At 54.6% G+C, this 15,408-nt stretch carries 16 protein-coding genes; 9 read left to right on the forward strand and 7 right to left on the reverse strand.

The genetic code is table 11. The features are described from left to right. Position 1 precedes the first annotated feature (1 nt). From ACXAIA_RS15550 to rsmA, 4 genes are read left to right on the forward strand one after another with little or no spacing between them, the layout of a single operon-like run. A complete protein-coding gene (locus tag ACXAIA_RS15550; protein ID WP_475350128.1) occupies positions 2 to 2,188 on the forward strand; it encodes an LPS-assembly protein LptD in 2,187 nt (728 codons plus the stop codon). Positions 2,189 to 2,193: 5 nt separating this feature from the next. After that, positions 2,194 to 3,474 carry a peptidylprolyl isomerase gene (locus ACXAIA_RS15555; protein ID WP_475350129.1) on the forward strand — a complete coding sequence of 427 codons (1,281 nt, stop codon included), beginning with the start codon at positions 2,194 to 2,196 and terminating at the stop codon, positions 3,472 to 3,474. Between the two features lie 24 nt (positions 3,475 to 3,498). Further along, entirely contained in the window at positions 3,499 to 4,515 is a 1,017-nt protein-coding gene (gene pdxA, locus ACXAIA_RS15560; RefSeq protein ID WP_475350130.1) for a 4-hydroxythreonine-4-phosphate dehydrogenase PdxA, read from the forward strand. A 5-nt stretch (positions 4,516 to 4,520) separates the two neighbouring features. After that, on the forward strand, positions 4,521 to 5,390 hold the full coding sequence (gene rsmA, locus ACXAIA_RS15565) for a 16S rRNA (adenine(1518)-N(6)/adenine(1519)-N(6))-dimethyltransferase RsmA (RefSeq protein WP_475350131.1): 870 nt from the start codon (positions 4,521 to 4,523) through the stop codon (positions 5,388 to 5,390). A 23-nt stretch (positions 5,391 to 5,413) separates the two neighbouring features. On the opposite strand, the gene gmk is transcribed toward rsmA, so the two are convergent. After that, positions 5,414 to 6,046 (reverse strand): guanylate kinase, encoded by a 633-nt coding sequence (gene gmk, locus ACXAIA_RS15570; protein WP_475350132.1) that lies wholly within the window; start codon positions 6,044 to 6,046, stop codon positions 5,414 to 5,416. A gap of 21 nt (positions 6,047 to 6,067) precedes the next feature. Then, a complete protein-coding gene (locus tag ACXAIA_RS15575; RefSeq protein ID WP_475350133.1) occupies positions 6,068 to 6,952 on the reverse strand; it encodes a YicC/YloC family endoribonuclease in 885 nt (294 codons plus the stop codon). Between the two features lie 193 nt (positions 6,953 to 7,145). Between ACXAIA_RS15575 and ACXAIA_RS15580 the strand changes: the two genes are divergently transcribed. Then, the gene (locus ACXAIA_RS15580) at positions 7,146 to 7,937 is read left to right on the forward strand and encodes an SDR family NAD(P)-dependent oxidoreductase (protein WP_475350134.1); all 792 of its coding nucleotides are present in this window, start codon (positions 7,146 to 7,148) and stop codon (positions 7,935 to 7,937) included. Between the two features lie 66 nt (positions 7,938 to 8,003). Here the strand turns inward: ACXAIA_RS15580 and mltG are convergent, their stop codons facing one another. The 5 genes from mltG to fabD form a co-directional block, all read right to left on the reverse strand. Continuing rightward, complete coding sequence (mltG, locus tag ACXAIA_RS15585; RefSeq protein WP_475350135.1) at positions 8,004 to 8,978, reverse strand: endolytic transglycosylase MltG; 975 nt, start codon at positions 8,976 to 8,978, stop codon at positions 8,004 to 8,006. A 28-nt stretch (positions 8,979 to 9,006) separates the two neighbouring features. Beyond that, positions 9,007 to 10,266, reverse strand: coding sequence for a beta-ketoacyl-ACP synthase II (gene fabF / locus ACXAIA_RS15590; protein ID WP_475350136.1), 1,260 nt, complete (start codon positions 10,264 to 10,266; stop codon positions 9,007 to 9,009). Between the two features lie 86 nt (positions 10,267 to 10,352). Further along, a complete protein-coding gene (locus ACXAIA_RS15595) occupies positions 10,353 to 10,589 on the reverse strand; it encodes an acyl carrier protein (protein WP_008890547.1) in 237 nt (78 codons plus the stop codon). A gap of 169 nt (positions 10,590 to 10,758) precedes the next feature. Next, a complete protein-coding gene (gene fabG / locus ACXAIA_RS15600) occupies positions 10,759 to 11,499 on the reverse strand; it encodes a 3-oxoacyl-[acyl-carrier-protein] reductase (RefSeq protein WP_475350137.1) in 741 nt (246 codons plus the stop codon). Positions 11,500 to 11,541: 42 nt separating this feature from the next. Beyond that, positions 11,542 to 12,483, reverse strand: coding sequence for an ACP S-malonyltransferase (gene fabD, locus ACXAIA_RS15605; protein WP_475350138.1), 942 nt, complete (start codon positions 12,481 to 12,483; stop codon positions 11,542 to 11,544). A gap of 637 nt (positions 12,484 to 13,120) precedes the next feature. On the opposite strand from fabD, the gene rpsF reads away from it, so the two are divergent. The 4 genes from rpsF to rplI are packed head-to-tail and all read left to right on the forward strand — an operon-like array spanning position 13,121 to position 15,363. After that, on the forward strand, positions 13,121 to 13,498 hold the full coding sequence (gene rpsF / locus ACXAIA_RS15610; protein WP_475350139.1) for a 30S ribosomal protein S6: 378 nt from the start codon (positions 13,121 to 13,123) through the stop codon (positions 13,496 to 13,498). A gap of 22 nt (positions 13,499 to 13,520) precedes the next feature. Beyond that, positions 13,521 to 13,754, forward strand: coding sequence for a 30S ribosomal protein S18 (gene rpsR / locus ACXAIA_RS15615; protein ID WP_033067602.1), 234 nt, complete (start codon positions 13,521 to 13,523; stop codon positions 13,752 to 13,754). A gap of 44 nt (positions 13,755 to 13,798) precedes the next feature. Further along, entirely contained in the window at positions 13,799 to 14,740 is a 942-nt protein-coding gene (locus ACXAIA_RS15620; RefSeq protein ID WP_475350140.1) for a DUF2232 domain-containing protein, read from the forward strand. Next, positions 14,740 to 15,363, forward strand: a complete 624-nt coding sequence (gene rplI, locus ACXAIA_RS15625) for a 50S ribosomal protein L9 (RefSeq protein ID WP_475350141.1) — start codon at positions 14,740 to 14,742, stop codon at positions 15,361 to 15,363. Before ACXAIA_RS15620 ends, rplI begins: the two co-directional genes overlap by 1 nt. The last annotated feature ends 45 nt before the right edge of the window (positions 15,364 to 15,408 follow it).

Here is a 15,408-nt window from a genome sequence, read left to right on the forward strand (position 1 = left end):
TATGACGATGGCGGGGGGAATGATAAAAAGACTGGTAACAGGCACCATTCTGGGCTGTGGGATTTTTGCCGGGGGCAGCTTTGCAAATTTGCATCCTGCCTCGGCACAAACCACTGGCTCCGAAGCTCCCCAGCAGGAACCAGCCATTCTGTTTAGTGCAGATGAGGTTGACTACAATCAGGACCTCCAGACGGTTACGGCACGTGGAAATGTCGAGATTTCACGTGAAGGCCGGATTTTGCTGGCCGATACAGTGAACTACGACCAATCACAGGATGTTCTGACGGCATCAGGCAATGTCAGCATTACCGAACCAAGTGGTGAAGTGACTTTCGCGAGCTACGTCGAACTCAGCGGAGATTTCAAGGAAGGCATCGTCAGAGATATTTATGTCCTACTTGATGAGAACACCCGAATAGCCGGCGCTGGAGCGCGACGGAGCGGTGGGAACTTTACCGAGATCGCCAAAGCTGTTTACTCCCCATGTAAAGTTTGTGAAGACGATGGCGGCGGATCGACACCGCTGTGGCGTATTCGCGCCGCACGCGTCCTTCATGACGCAGAAAGCAAAACGGTGGAATATGAGGATGCCCGTCTGGAAGTTGCCGGAATCCCTGTTTTGTACTCACCATATTTCCAGCACCCGGACCCAACAGTAAAACGTCAGTCCGGTCTGCTTGCCCCGTCATTTGGCAGTACGAGTCATGTCGGCAGCTACTTCAGTCAACCCTATTTTTGGGCGATTGACAAAAGCAAGGACATGACTTTCACCCCGACTTACACGACTGACGAAGGTCCTGTACTTGCAACAGAATATCGACAGCGCCTGGATAGCGGCGAATTTGATGTCGTCAGTAGCTTCACAAGAGACAGTGATGATGACTGGCAAGGTCACATAGACGCTGAAGGTCGATTTGATATTGATCCGACTTGGCGTTGGGGTTTTGACGCCGAACAAGCATCAGAAAAAACCTATCTTTCGCGCTACGGGTTTGGGTCACCGTCTGTATTGACCTCAAACCTGTTCACTGAAGGTTTCAGGGGAGCAAGCTATACGCGCGCCGATGCATACTATTTCCAAGGATTGAAAGATGAAGATGACAGGGACACGACCCCTGTTGTTCTACCGCACCTTCAGTTTCATGGACAGTCTGCGCCTGCAAGGTACGGCAGTGTAACAACATTTGCTTTGGATGGCCTTTCTCTCACGCGTGATGATGGCACCAATTCGCATCGTGTTTCAGCCAAAGCAGGCTGGGAACTTCCTCATGTAGGTACAATGGGTGATGTCACCAAACTGAGCCTCTCTGTTCGCAGTGATAATTATCTGGTTTCCAACGTGTCGCGTGAAAATAAAGAAAACTACAGTGGATACACTGGGCGCCTTCTACCGTTGGCAGCACTAGATTGGCAGATGCCTTTCGTGAGCAACCAAGGCAAATACCAACAGGTAATAACACCAATTGCCATGGCAGCTTGGTCTCCCAATGGCGGCAACCCGGCCGAAATACCAAACGAAGACTCCCAGTCCTTTGAACTGGACGATATCAACCTGTTCTCTCACGATAGGTTTGGAGGATTAGATCGCGCGGAAGACGGTTTCAGGGCCAGTTACGGCCTTGAATGGGGAATTTATGGCCCCCAGGGAGGCTATACAAGCGCTATGTTTGGCCAAAGCTACCGCGCGAATAAAAATGATACTTTTGCGTCGGGTTCCGGATTGGATGAACATCTTTCTGACTATGTCGGGCGTGTCACTGTAGCCCCAAATCGTTATCTTGATCTCACCTACCGCTATCGTCTTTCAAACGACGATTTCTCGGCAAGACGTAATCAGGTCACAGCAAGTGCCGGGTCAATGGACACCTTGCGCATCAACACAACCTATGTCCACTTTACTGACGACGCAGGTAGTGAAGAGTTCGATGAACGAGAAGAATTTTACTTCCAGGCGCAACGTCAATTCAACCAATATTGGTCCGGACGTGCCTACGGACGATATGACATCGATCAATCTGACCCGTTGGAATACGGTGTTGGTTTTGTTTATGAAGATGAGTGCTTTATTTTTGATGGTCGCATTCGCCGAACCTTTTACCGAGATCAGGACTTAGGTGAGTCCGATGACTTTATTTTCCGTCTTGTTTTCAAGACATTGGGTGAATTTGAATCTGCAGCCGGATTGTAAGAAAAATGATTTCCAAATTTTCGATTTCGACATCCTTGAAAACCTGTGCTGTGATTTTGGCTGTCGCACTCTCGACGATTGCTGCACCGCTGCGCGCGCAGTCGCCTGTTGGCGTTGCGGCAGTGGTCAACGACGATCCGATTTCAGTGATAGATCTGGTGGAGCGCATTAAGCTGGTGGCCGTATCCTCGAATATCGAGATGACACCTCAGCGCAGCAACGAGATGGCGCCGCAGATTTTGCAGCAACTGATCAATGAAAAGCTGCAAATGCAGGAAGCCGAGCGCCGTGGCATCGAAGTGACGGATGAGGACGTTGCACGCGGCAAGTCGATGATTGAGCAGAATGCTGGTCTTCCAGACGGTGCGCTTGAGCCTTACCTCACTCAGCGACAGATTGCACCGGGAACAATTGAAAACCAGATTCGCCCGCAGGTGGCCTGGCAGAAAGTTCTGGGGTCCATGCGTAGCGAGGTTGAGATTTCCGAGGCCGAGATCGATGAAAACCTTGAACGCATCATCAGCAATCAGAACAAGCCGCGTAACCGGGTTCAGGAGATTTTTCTGCCGGTCGATAATCCCCAGGACAGCACGCGCGTCTATCAAACTGCGCAGGAAATTCTCGATGCTGTAAATCAGGGTGCTGACTTTAGTGGCCTGGCGCGGCAGTTTTCAGCCAGTGCCAGTGCAGCAAATGGTGGAGACCTTGGTTGGCTTTATGCCGGCGAGATGGCCGGTGAATTGCAGCAGGCGGTCAACCAGCTTCAGCCCGGTGATGTCAGCGCCCCGATCCAGACCATTCGTGGATATTACATCCTAAAACTGCTCGATCGTCGTGTCGGTGACACCAATGCGGTGACCGATACACGTCTTGATCTTTATCAGCTGTTTGTACCGATCAGCGGCGATATGCCGCAGGATCAGATTGATGCCAAAGTCGCGGTTCTGCAAAACACCCGCGAAACCGCCGGCAGCTGTCAGGCCATGGCAAATGTCGCTGTTGACCTTGGTTCCGATCTGAGTGGCAAGATGGAAGGCATTTCACCCGAAGAATTGTCCGGCCCGATCCGCCAAGCCGTCGGCAACCTGGATGAAAACACGCCATCCAACATCATTCGCGTCGATGGGGGTGCTCTGATGGTGATGATCTGTAACATCACCGAAGAAAGCAATCTGCCCACCCGTCAGGACATTGAGAACCGTCTGCGGATGGAACGTCTTGATATTCTGGCGCGTCGGAAACTGCGTGAACTGCGCCGTCAGGCCTTTATTGATATCCGGATGTAATCCGGTCGACAGGACCCAGAGAGGATGACAAAACCCGCACCCATCGCATTGACCATCGGCGAACCCGGGGGCATTGGGCCAGAGCTTGCGGTGAAGGCATGGCTGCGGCGCGCACAGGACGGGATTGCACCATTCTGTCTGATCTCACCTGTCAGCATTGTCAAACAGGCGATCGCGCAAAGCGGAAGCGATGTCCCGCTGGAGATCGTCAAAACGATTGACGCAGCAACATCGACCTTTGATCGCGCCTTACCGGTTCTGGAAATCGCGGATGCCACCGTTGACGCCGTTTCCGGTGTCGCATCGGCGAAGACAGCAAGTGTCGTGATCGAGAGCATCACAAGGGCCGTTGAACTGGCGACCAATGGCGATGCCAGTGCTGTTGTCACCAACCCGATCCAGAAAAGTGCACTTTATGAAGCCGGTTTCAGCCATCCGGGTCATACAGAGTTTCTGGCTGAGCTTGCCGGTCCGGGCACAATTCCGGTCATGATGTTGGCAAATAGCCAGCTGCGTGTGGTACCGCTAACCATCCACATCGCGCTCAAGGATGTCCCGACGCACCTGACAACCGAGCTGATTGTCGAGCGTTGCCGGATCACACATCACTCACTTCAAAATGCCTTCGGGATTCCGACACCACGTCTTGCCATTGCCGGGTTGAACCCGCATGCGGGCGAAGACGGTGCGATGGGGACCGAGGAACAAACCATCATGGTCCCAGCCATCGAGCAGCTACGCAGCGAAGGTATTGATGTCATCGGGCCGCTTCCGGCTGATACCATGTTTCATGAAGAAGCACGCGCCAACTATGACGTCGCCCTTTGCCCCTATCACGATCAGGCCCTGATACCCGTCAAAACGCTTGATTTTCATGGTGGTGTGAATGTCACACTGGGATTGCCATTTATAAGAACATCGCCCGATCATGGCACAGCACTTAATATCGCCGGCAAAGGGATTGCCCGCGCCGATAGCCTGATCGCCGCCCTTAGGATGGCCGCCGAAATGGCAACCAAACGCCTTGCGACAGGAGCCTGACCGACGTGTCAGAACAAATCGAACCAACCGGCAAACTTGCCAATGACGGCCTTCCACCGCTCCGTGAGGTCATCGCAACCCATGACCTGTCGGCCCAAAAGAAATTCGGTCAGAACTTTCTGTTTGATCTGAACCTGACCGGGCGTATCGCCCGTGCTGCCGCCCCGTTGGAAGACGCCACGGTTATTGAAATTGGTCCGGGTCCGGGTGGGCTGACGCGTGCCTTGCTGTTTCATGGCGCCAAGAACCTGACGGTGATTGAGCGTGACCCGCGCTGCCAACCGGTTCTGGAACAGATCAGTAATCACTATCCCGGTGCGCTACACGTCATCGATGGCGATGCGCTGGATGTCGATGTCACGACACTGGGCCCCGCCCCGCGCAAGATTGTCGCCAACCTGCCTTACAATGTCGGTACGCAGCTTCTGCTGGGCTGGTTGATGCAGATTGATCAATTCGCCAGCCTGACCCTGATGTTCCAGAAAGAAGTCGCCGAGCGTGTCGTGGCCCGCCCGAAGACCAAGGCCTATGGGCGGTTGTCGGTGCTGTGTCAGTATCTGTGTGACTGTGACATCCTGTTTGATGTCCATCGCAGCGCCTTTACCCCACCGCCAAAGGTCACATCGGCCGTTGTACAATTGCGCCCCAAGGCGGACCGGGGCACAGACATCAATCTTGATAGCCTGGCGAAAATCACCCAGGCCGCATTTGGCCAGCGCCGCAAAATGCTGCGCGCCAGCCTGAAAACGTTAAACGTCAATGTCGGTGAGTTGCTTGCAAAGGCCAGCATTACGGAGACAGCCCGGGCCGAGGAACTGACAGTCGCAGACTTCGTTCGCCTGACACAGGTTCATGAAGAAATGGCCGCTTCGTAAAGCGGCCATTGTCATATGCGATATCAATCGGTCAGAAGCTTTTTGACAAAGCCCGGCAACCCGGTTTGTCGTTCTCGTTTGATCCGTTCGGCACCGATAATGTGCTGAACATCGGCGACGCAACGATCGAGATCATCATTGATCAGCACATAGTCAAATTCTTCCCAGTGGCTGATCTCGGCACCGGCCTTCGCCATGCGTTTCATGATGACGTCATCGGCATCCTGTCCACGGTCGCGCAGGCGCCGTTCCAGCTCACCCGATGATGGCGGCAGAATAAAGACCGACACAACATCATCGCCGCCCTTGTCGCGCAACTGGCGCGCGCCTTGCCAATCGATATCAAACAGGACGTCACGCCCTTCTGAAAGGGCCTTGTCCACCGGACCGAGCGGTGTGCCGTAGTAATTACCAAACACCTCTGCCCATTCAAGCAGCTCGTCATCGGCGATCATGTGCTTGAAATCATCAACCGACTTGAAGAAGTAGTGTTTGCCCTCTTCCTCACCCGGGCGGGCTTCGCGGGTTGTTGCGGAAACTGACAACGATATCTTGTCATCATTTTCAAGCAACTGACGGGTAATGGTCGTTTTGCCGGCACCGGACGGGGCACAGAAAACCAGCATCACGCCACGGCGGTTATGTGGATCAGTCATCAAGCTTCCTTCCCTGCCCGCTTATTCGACGTTCTGAACCTGCTCGCGGAGCTGATCAATGATCACTTTAAGCTCCATCCCGCAATTGGTCAGTTCAATATCATTGGCCTTTGAGCACAAGGTGTTGGCTTCGCGATTGAATTCCTGACAGAGGAAATCAAGCTTGCGCCCGATTGCCCCACCCTTTGAAAGCATGTCACGGGCGGCCGTGATGTGGGCTTTCAAGCGATCAATCTCTTCGCGTATATCGGCCTTGGTCGCCAGGATCGCAGCTTCCTGATGCAGGCGTTCCGGATCGAACTTGCCCGCATCCATCAATTCTTCGACCTGACGTTTCAGCCGATCCTTGATCGCGTCGGCACGGGCGGCTTCGCAATTCTGGGCACGGGTTACGGTTGCCTCGATATTATCGATATGCCCGCGCAGCATTGCATCAAGCTTCTCGCCTTCTTCCGCCCGGTGGGTCGCCATCTGATCGATTGCCTCAGCAAGGCTTGCCAGCACGGCGGCATCATTGGCATCACGGGTTGCTTCGTCTTCCTGTGGCTCATAGGCCTCAAGCACGCCACGTACATTCAGAAGATCAGCAATCGAGCCACCAGACAGGCTGCTGGTATTATCAAACTCTTCGGCAATCTGGACCAGTTCAGAAAGCAGTTCCCGGTTTACCGAATAGGCATTGGTATCGCCAGAGCGCGACACATTGAGCGTAACGCCCATATTGCCGCGCTTGAAACGTTTGGACACCGCATCGCGTACCTTGGCTTCAAGGCGTTCGAACCCGCCATTCAGACGCAAGCGAACATCAAGGCCCTTGCCATTGACGCTGCGTAGCTCCCAGGTCCAGCCAAAACCATCTGCAGCGCCATCAACGCGCGCAAAGCCGGTCATGCTTGAAACGGTCATACTTTCATCCAATCTGCTTTTGTGTTTCGGCGTTTATAACGATTGCCCCCAATTCCGCCAAGGGTGAACACCGATCATCCATGCGATATCGACAATATGGTATTGATTGCTGCTGTTTCATAATGCTGCCCTATTGCTGCAGCATGTTCCGCGAAAATCAAAGTCGATAATTCAAAACCGCGTAAGAGCGAAAATGTCCTTTCAGTACAATGCCATTCTGATCACGGGTGCAAGTTCCGGCATAGGGGCAGCACTTGCCCGCCATTTTGCGCGCACCGGGGTGACGCTTTTTATCAGCGGGCGCAATCAAACGCGCCTGCAACTGGTGGAAAATGATTGCCGGGCGGCCGGGGCAAATGTCTATGCCGATGTTCTGGATGTGACGTCACGTGAAACCATGGAAGCCTATGTCACCCATTGTGACGAAATCGCCCCGCTCAGCCTTGTGATCGCCAATGCCGGTATTTCGGCGGGGACTGGCGGACTTGGCGAAAGTCCGGAACAGGTCCGCGATATCTTTGCCACCAATGTTGCCGGTGTGCTCAACACTATTGATCCGGCGATCAAGGTTATGCGCACGCGCAAGCGAGGTCAGATCGCCCTTGTCGCATCACAGGCTTCCTGGCGCGGTTTGCCCTCTGCCCCGGCCTATTGCGCAAGCAAGGCAACGGTAAGAGTTTACGGAGAAGGGTTGCGCGGCGCACTGGCACCTGATGGGATAAAGGTCAATGTGATCTGCCCGGGATTTGTCAAAAGCCGCATCACCGATGCCAACGATTTCCCGATGCCGTTCTTCATGCAGGCCGACAAAGCCGCCCGCAAGATCGTGCGCGGCCTTGAACGCGACAAGGGCATGATCGCCTTCCCTTGGCAAATGAACCTGATCATCGGGATGCTGAAGATGGCACCGCAATGGCTGCTTGATCTTGCCGCCTCAAAGATCCCGAAGAAAACATCATCGCCCGATAGCGAAAGCGACCCTTAAAACAAGAAAGGCGGCATTCACATGATGCCGCCTTTGTCATTTTCGCCCAATAGATCGCCCGCTGGCTTATTGCCCATCGCGGATCCGCCGCCATTTGGCGACATTGCGATTATGCTCCTTGAGCGTCCGGGCAAAGGCATGGCCGCCCGTACCGTCCGCAACGAAATAGATATCCTCGGTCGCGGCGGGATGCAGAACGGCATAGAACGCGTCACGGCCGGGATTGGTAATCGGGCCCGGCGGCAAGCCAGCAGTCACATAGGTGTTATAGGGGCTGTCAAAACGCCAGTCCTGGCGCGTTAAGGGTCGCTCAAGACGCTTGTCCGGGCTGATGGCATAGGCAACCGTCGGATCGGACTGCAGGCGCATATCACGGCGCAGTCGATTGACAAACACCCCGGCAACCCGCGCACGTTCGCCCGCCACACCGGTTTCACGTTCAACGATGGAGGCCAGAATAACCGCCTCCTCAACAGTATGGAACGGCAGGCCTTCCTGACGGCTCGGCCAAAGCTGTTCGACCATGTCGTCATGGGCCGCACGCATGCGATCAATGATGCTTTGCTTCGTATCGCCAAACGAGAACTGATAGGTTTCCGGCAAAAGCGTCCCATCCGGCGGGATATCAGTGATTTCGCCATCAAGCCCATCAACCAGATTGATCCGCTCAACGATTTCACCGGAACGGAGCCCTTCGGGGATGGTGACAAACCGTTTGACCGTGTCACCGGTCGCAAGGATTTCTGCCGCCTGCTTTGGACTGACACGGGCCGGGAAATGATATTCCCCCGCACGCAGTGACCGGTCCAGCTGACTGACACGGACACCTGCCAGGAAGATCAGCGGTTCGGTGATGATGTTTTCACGTTGGAAAATCTCGGCAATACCGCGCACACCCGTCCCCTGCGGGATGATGATGTCGCGTTCCTGCGCCATGTTACTGGGGGATGTGTATTGCACATAAACATACACCGCTGCCCCACCTGTGGTGAGAGCAGCGGTGATGATCAGAAAGCCAAGAAAAAGCAGAAAACGCTTCAAGGGAATGCTCCCGGGTTTGCTCTGCTGTTTAAACGGCTTTGAACACAAGCGACGCGTTGGTGCCACCGAAGCCGAACGAGTTCGACAGCGCAACATTGACTTTGCGCTTTTTGGCTTCCAACGGAACCAGATCGATGCCTTTGCAGGCTTCCGACGGATTGCGCAGGTTCAGGGTCGGCGGAACGACGCCTTCGTGGATCGCAAGGATCGAGAACACTGCTTCAATCGCACCGGCAGCCCCCAGAAGATGACCGGTTGCCGATTTGGTCGAAGACATCGACATGCTCTGGGCGTGATCGCCAAACAGACGTTTGACGGCACCCAGTTCGATTTCGTCGCCCAACGGAGTAGAAGTACCATGGGCATTGACGTAATCGACGTCTTCCGGGTTCAGACCTGCATTGCGGATCGCATTGCGCATCGAACGGAAACCGCCATTGCCGTCTTCGGCCGGTGCGGTGATGTGATAGGCATCACCCGACATGCCGTAACCGGCAACTTCGGCGTAGATCTTCGCACCACGCGCCTTGGCGTGTTCGTATTCTTCAAGAACGACACAACCGGCACCTTCGCCCATGACGAAACCGTCACGGCCTTCATCCCACGGACGGGATGCTTCGGTCGGCGTGTCGTTGTAACCGGTCGAAAGCGCACGTGCAGCGGCAAAGCCCGCCATGCCAAGACGGCAGACAGCAGCTTCGGCACCACCAGCCACCATGACATCGGCATCACCAAGCATAATCATGCGGGATGCGTCGCCAACGGCGTGTGCACCGGTCGAACATGCGGTTACAACCGCGTGGTTCGGACCTTTAAGACCATGTTTGATCGAAACCTGACCAGAGACCAGGTTGATCAGGCAGGACGGAATGAAGAACGGACTGACGCGGCGGGTCTTGCCGTTATTGACCAGATCGGTTGCTTCGGAAATCTTGGGCAGACCACCGATACCCGAACCGATCAGAACGCCGGTGGATTCCTGATCTTCTTCGGTTTCCGGCTTCCAGCCAGAATCCGCAAGTGCCTGATCGGCAGCAGCAATCCCATAGACGATGAAATCGTCCATTTTTTTCATGTCTTTGATCGAGACATGATCTTCAGCGTTGAAAAGTCCGTCACCCTCACCGCGCGGCACAAGGCCTGCGATCTTGGCAGGGATATCCGACACGTCAAACGTATCGATGCCTTTGATCCCGGATTGGCTGTTCAGCAGTTTCTGCCAAGTATTTTGTGCTCCGCTTGCAAGCGGAGTAACAGCACCAATACCGGTAACAACTACGCGTCTCATCCCGCATTACGCCTTTATTTTATGAATCCAGCAAAGACGAAAAGGGCGCCTGAGGATGCCTCTGGCGCCCATGTCTGACAGCAAACTTAGCTGTCCGCCTTTTCGATGAAGTCGATCGCGTCTTTAACGGTCAGAATTTTTTCAGCCGCGTCATCCGGAATTTCACAACCGAATTCTTCTTCAAACGCCATAACCAGCTCAACGGTGTCCAGGCTGTCTGCGCCCAGATCGTCGATGAAGCTTGCGTTTTCAGTGACCTTGTCTTCTTCAACACCGAGGTGCTCGACAACGATCTTCTTCACGCGATCTGCGACATCACTCATAGCTCAAATCCTTCAATAGGTTTTCTGTCAGTAGTGTAAACGTGGTGCCCGTTCCATCCCCCTATTGAAGGAGTTCCCGGGAACCGGAAACCGGCAACAAACAATCGCCAGTTTCAATATTTGGTATAGCGGCCTCTTTTAAACAGAAAAGAAGGCAACCCGCAACGGGTTAAATCATCGCCATTCCGCCATTCACATGCAAGGTCTGTCCTGTGACATAAGCAGCTTCGTCACTCGCAAGATACAGAACCGCTGCTGCGATCTCTTTGCTGTCGCCCATGCGACCTGCCGGAATACCGCCCAAAAGCTTTTCTTTCTGGGCATCTCCGAGTTCTTCGGTCATCGCCGTGGTGATAAAACCAGGTGCCACACAATTTACCGTGATCCCGCGTGCAGCAACTTCCTGCGCCAGCGATTTCGACCAGCCGATCATGCCGGCTTTGGCTGCGGCATAGTTGGTCTGGCCCGGGTTACCGGTCACACCGACGATCGAGGTGATATTGATGATGCGACCATGACGGCGTTTCATCATGCCGCGCAGCGAGTTGCGCGCAAGTTTGAAGGCCGAGGTCAGGTTGACATCCAGAACCGCCTGCCAGTCTTCGTCCTTGAGACGCATGGCAAGCTGGTCACGGGTGATGCCGGCATTGTTGACCAGAATATCCAGCTGACCGCCAAGGGCTTCTTCAGCATTTTTGATCAGGCTGTCGACCGAGTCTGAATCCGAAAGGTTGGCCGGAACAACAACCGCGTTACCGCCAATATCGGCAGCAACCGCTTCGAGGCGTTCCTGACGGGTCCCCGACAGAGCAACCTTCGCACCTGCGTCGGCCAGAACCTTGGCGATTTCGCCACCGATACCGCCGGTCGCACCAGTTACGAGTGCTGTTTTCCCTGCAAGATCAAACATAGATTTTCGTTCCCTTTGGGTTCGTTTGTTTTCCGGGTGCTCTTAAAGAGCCCCAAGGAATGCTTCAATATCTGCCGGACCGTTGACAGCCGTGCCGCTCAGTTCGCGGTCAATGCGGCGTACCATACCGGTCAAAACCTTGCCTGCGCCGATCTCGACCAGATCGGTGATGCCCTGCTCTTTCATATAAAGAACCGACTCACGCCAGCGCACGGTGCCGCAAACCTGCTCCACAAGGAGTTTACGAATGGTTTCCGGATTGTCGGTTTTTTCTGCCGTGACGTTGGCAACGACCGGTTTGCCCGGCGCATTCATGGTCACAGCGGCCAGGGCTTCTGCCATACGATCGGCGGCCGGCTGCATCAAGGCACAATGGAACGGTGCCGATACCGGCAGCAGGACGGCGCGCTTGGCACCCTTTTCCTTGGCGATTTCAATCGCGCGTTCAACAGCGGCCTTGTGACCGGAAACAACAACCTGCCCGCTGGCATTGTCATTGGCCGCGGTGCAGACTTCGCCCTGGGCGGCTTCTTCGGCAACGGCAACGGCATCAACATAATCAAGCCCAAGAAGAGCTGCCATCGCGCCAACGCCGACCGGAACAGCAGCCTGCATTGCCTGACCGCGGATTTTCAACAGACGCGCCGCATCGGCAATGGCAAAGGTGCCCGCCGCCGCAAGGGCCGAATATTCACCAAGGGAATGGCCCGCGACCAGATCGCATTTGTCGGTCAGGGTGAAACCACCTTCGTTTTCAAGAACGCGGGTGACGGCAAGGCTGACTGCCATCAGAGCCGGCTGCGCATTCTCAGTCAGGGTCAGTTCGTTTTCCGGACCTTCGAACATCAGTGCGCTCAACTTTTGGGAAAGCGCGTCATCGACTTCCTGGAAAACTTCGCGGGCAACCGGAAATGCATCTGCCAGTTCCTTGCCCATACCTACCGCTTGCGACCCCTGGCCGGGGAAAACGAGTGCGCGTGTCATTATATAACTAAACCCTTGTCAGCTTCTACGAAGGCTGTGCCGAAATCCGGCCCCTTGAAATTGAGCCACCCTTGATAACGTGCGTTAGCGCACTGTCAAGAACTGAAACCCGCCGGGCGTGATCCGTTTCATGTTTCCAAGCCCTTAATGATGCACTTTATAAATACAGGCATGCTGCTTAGGGCTTGATATCGCGTCAGCGCGTTTATGGCATATTTTGCACCATTTACGAAGGATTGCCTGTTGCGCAGCGCACAAAACGCCCCGGTTTGCCACCCTGTCGCGGGGTCGGGCCGCGCACAGACCGAACCCCGCCATTTCCGGGACCCAGCACCCCGAAAACGCCTGTCGAGTGGTTCAAAAGAGCCCTTCCCAAATCCACGCATGACGGTTATCACAAAACCGCAACGCTCAGCCAATGTCATGACAGAGGCCGAAACCAGCAGTTTCCTGCGGATCATGGAGAATTGATCCGTCCATCAAGCAAACGGTAAAAAGCTGCATTTGGCGTTGCACTCATGGGTGAAAAGTGTATATTCCGCCGTCTCACGGCTCCTTGCCGGGATTGCCCGGCTATGCCTGCATGGCACGAGGTCATGTCAGGAAGAGATAAGCCAAAAGGAGTAATAGGAGTATTATGAGCAAGTACGAAAGCGTGTTTATCGCACGTCAGGACTTCTCGACCGCACAGGTCGAAAGCCTGAACGAAAAGCTGACCCAGACCATCGAAGGTCTCGGCGGCAAAATCGCCAAAACCGAATATTGGGGTCTGCGTTCCCTGGCATACCGTGTCAAAAAGAACCGCAAAGGCCACTATACCCTCTTCCAGATCGAAGCTGACAAAGAAGCGATCGCGGAATACGAGCGTCAGATGCGCCTGAACGAAGACGTTCTGCGCCAGATGACTGTCAAAGTTGACGAGTTCGAAGAAGAACAGTCAGCAATTCTGCGCAACCGCGACGAGCGCGGCGGCCGTGGCGGTAATCGCCGTGGTGGTCCCCGTCAGAACGGCTAACAGATAGCGAGGAGATAATATCATGGCTGGACGTCGTCTGTTTTTCCGTCGTCGCAAAACCTGCCCGTTCTCGGGTGCGGATGCGCCGAAGATTGACTACAAAGATGTCAAACTGCTGCAGCGTTTCGTTTCCGAACGCGGCAAAATTGTTCCGAGCCGTATCACTGCGGTTTCGGCCAAGAAGCAGCGCGAACTGGCGAAAGCCATCAAACGTGCACGCTTCCTGGCGCTGCTGCCTTACGCAGACCAGGTCTGAGGCAGTCGGCAAGAGACCCTTTTGAGGTCTCGGGCCGGGAGTAGATGATGCAACGTGATACCCTCATAGCGATCGGGACCGGACTTGGCAGTGCCGTTCTGTTCCTGCTGGTTCTATCAGGAAATCCGTTTGCTCTTTTGCTCTCATACTTCGGGCATCTGCCGCTTTTCCTTACGGGATTGTGGCAAGGGCCCAAACGCCTGCTGGTTGCGGCATTTGCCGCATGTATTGCCCTCATTCTTATGGGGGGATTACTGCCCTTCACGGTCTTTATGGTCGTGTTTGCCGGACCGGCGATGTTGTTGACCCACATGGCGCTGGTCATCAGGAAAGACGAAAATGGCAATCTTGCCTTTCTGCCTTCCGGAATTGTCGTAAGCGCCATGGCCGTCATGGTCGCGACGGTAATGATTTTCGTTACCGGAACACTAACGGCGGAAGGTGTGGACATTCAGGACTTCATCGCGAAGTTCCTGAGCCAGATGTACTCGGAAATGGGTGTCCCTATGACATCCGATGTTCAGGGTCTGATTGGTATGTTCCAGACGTACTTCCCGGCGATTGCAGCGGTGAGCTGGCTTTTGATGCTGTTCGCCAATGCGGCAATCGCACAGGCAATTTTGGTGCGTGCAGGCAAAAACCTGCGTCCGACACCAAGTATGGCAACCTTTGCCTTGCCTGGCTGGTCACTGTTTGCGTTTGCCCTGGCCGGGTTTACGGTCGGCTTTGCCGATGGTTCGCTGGCGTATGTGGCGCGCAACGTCGCGGTGGTACTGGCAGTGCCGTTCCTGTTTCAGGGATTGGCGCTGGTGCATGGGCAGGCAGCCCGATGGCCGCAAAAACGTGTAATTCTGACGGTGTTTTACATCGTCGCGGTTCTGTCCACCTGGTCGTTTATCGCGATCACCGGACTTGGAATTGTTGAGCATTTAATCAGGCTGCGGGGGAAAGAACCGATGACCCGTAGCAATGAGGAGGATCGGTGATGGAAGTTATTCTGCTCCAGCGGGTAGAAAAACTCGGTCAGATGGGTGACGTAGTCACTGTCAAGCCGGGCCACGCCCGCAACCGCTTGCTGCCGCAGGGCATGGCCCTTCGTGCAACCAAAGCAAACATCTCTGTGTTCGAAGCACAGAAAGCACAGCTCGAAGCTGACAACCTGGAACGCCGTAAGGAAGCAGAAGATGTTTCCGAGAAGATGGGTGAACTCGCAGTCACCATCGTTCGTCAGGCATCCGACGTTGGCCAGCTTTACGGTTCGGTCACTGCCCGCGATGTCGCAAACGCAGTAACCGAAGCAGGCTTCACTGTTGCCCGTACCCAAGTCGTTCTTGATCAGCCGATCAAGACCCTTGGTCTGCACCAGGTTAAAATCAACCTGCACCCGGAAGTTATCGTTGAAGTAACTGCCAACGTTGCACGTTCCGAAGAAGATGCCGCAGAACAGCTCCGTAAAGGTGCTGCTGTTCTGGGCACCATCGAGGAAATGGAAGCGGAAGAAGAGGAAGCTCTGGAAGCCGCTGAAGAACTCTTCGAAGAAGAAGTTCCGGAAGACGTTGCAGAAGCTATCGAAGCTGCTGCAGAAGACGAAGAAGAAACCAACGCTTAATTGCGGGGTCTTCGACGACATTCGAAAACGGCGCGTCCTTGCGGA

The sequence above is a fragment of the Thalassospira sp. ABL2_045 genome, assembly GCF_056161285.1.

What these genes read in the sequence shown, in the direction of transcription:
- ACXAIA_RS15550 (WP_475350128.1), top strand. Translation starts at nt 2, where the DNA reads ATGACGATGGCGGGGGGAATGATAAAAAGACTGGTAACAGGCACCATT.
- ACXAIA_RS15555 (WP_475350129.1), top strand. Translation starts at nt 2,194, where the DNA reads ATGATTTCCAAATTTTCGATTTCGACATCCTTGAAAACCTGTGCTGTG.
- pdxA (WP_475350130.1), top strand. Translation starts at nt 3,499, where the DNA reads ATGACAAAACCCGCACCCATCGCATTGACCATCGGCGAACCCGGGGGC.
- gmk (WP_475350132.1), bottom strand. Translation starts at nt 6,046, where the DNA reads ATGACTGATCCACATAACCGCCGTGGCGTGATGCTGGTTTTCTGTGCC.
- ACXAIA_RS15575 (WP_475350133.1), bottom strand. Translation starts at nt 6,952, where the DNA reads ATGACCGTTTCAAGCATGACCGGCTTTGCGCGCGTTGATGGCGCTGCA.
- ACXAIA_RS15580 (WP_475350134.1), top strand. Translation starts at nt 7,146, where the DNA reads ATGTCCTTTCAGTACAATGCCATTCTGATCACGGGTGCAAGTTCCGGC.
- fabF (WP_475350136.1), bottom strand. Translation starts at nt 10,266, where the DNA reads ATGAGACGCGTAGTTGTTACCGGTATTGGTGCTGTTACTCCGCTTGCA.
- ACXAIA_RS15595 (WP_008890547.1), bottom strand. Translation starts at nt 10,589, where the DNA reads ATGAGTGATGTCGCAGATCGCGTGAAGAAGATCGTTGTCGAGCACCTC.
- fabG (WP_475350137.1), bottom strand. Translation starts at nt 11,499, where the DNA reads ATGTTTGATCTTGCAGGGAAAACAGCACTCGTAACTGGTGCGACCGGC.
- fabD (WP_475350138.1), bottom strand. Translation starts at nt 12,483, where the DNA reads ATGACACGCGCACTCGTTTTCCCCGGCCAGGGGTCGCAAGCGGTAGGT.
- rpsF (WP_475350139.1), top strand. Translation starts at nt 13,121, where the DNA reads ATGAGCAAGTACGAAAGCGTGTTTATCGCACGTCAGGACTTCTCGACC.
- rpsR (WP_033067602.1), top strand. Translation starts at nt 13,521, where the DNA reads ATGGCTGGACGTCGTCTGTTTTTCCGTCGTCGCAAAACCTGCCCGTTC.
- ACXAIA_RS15620 (WP_475350140.1), top strand. Translation starts at nt 13,799, where the DNA reads ATGATGCAACGTGATACCCTCATAGCGATCGGGACCGGACTTGGCAGT.
- rplI (WP_475350141.1), top strand. Translation starts at nt 14,740, where the DNA reads ATGGAAGTTATTCTGCTCCAGCGGGTAGAAAAACTCGGTCAGATGGGT.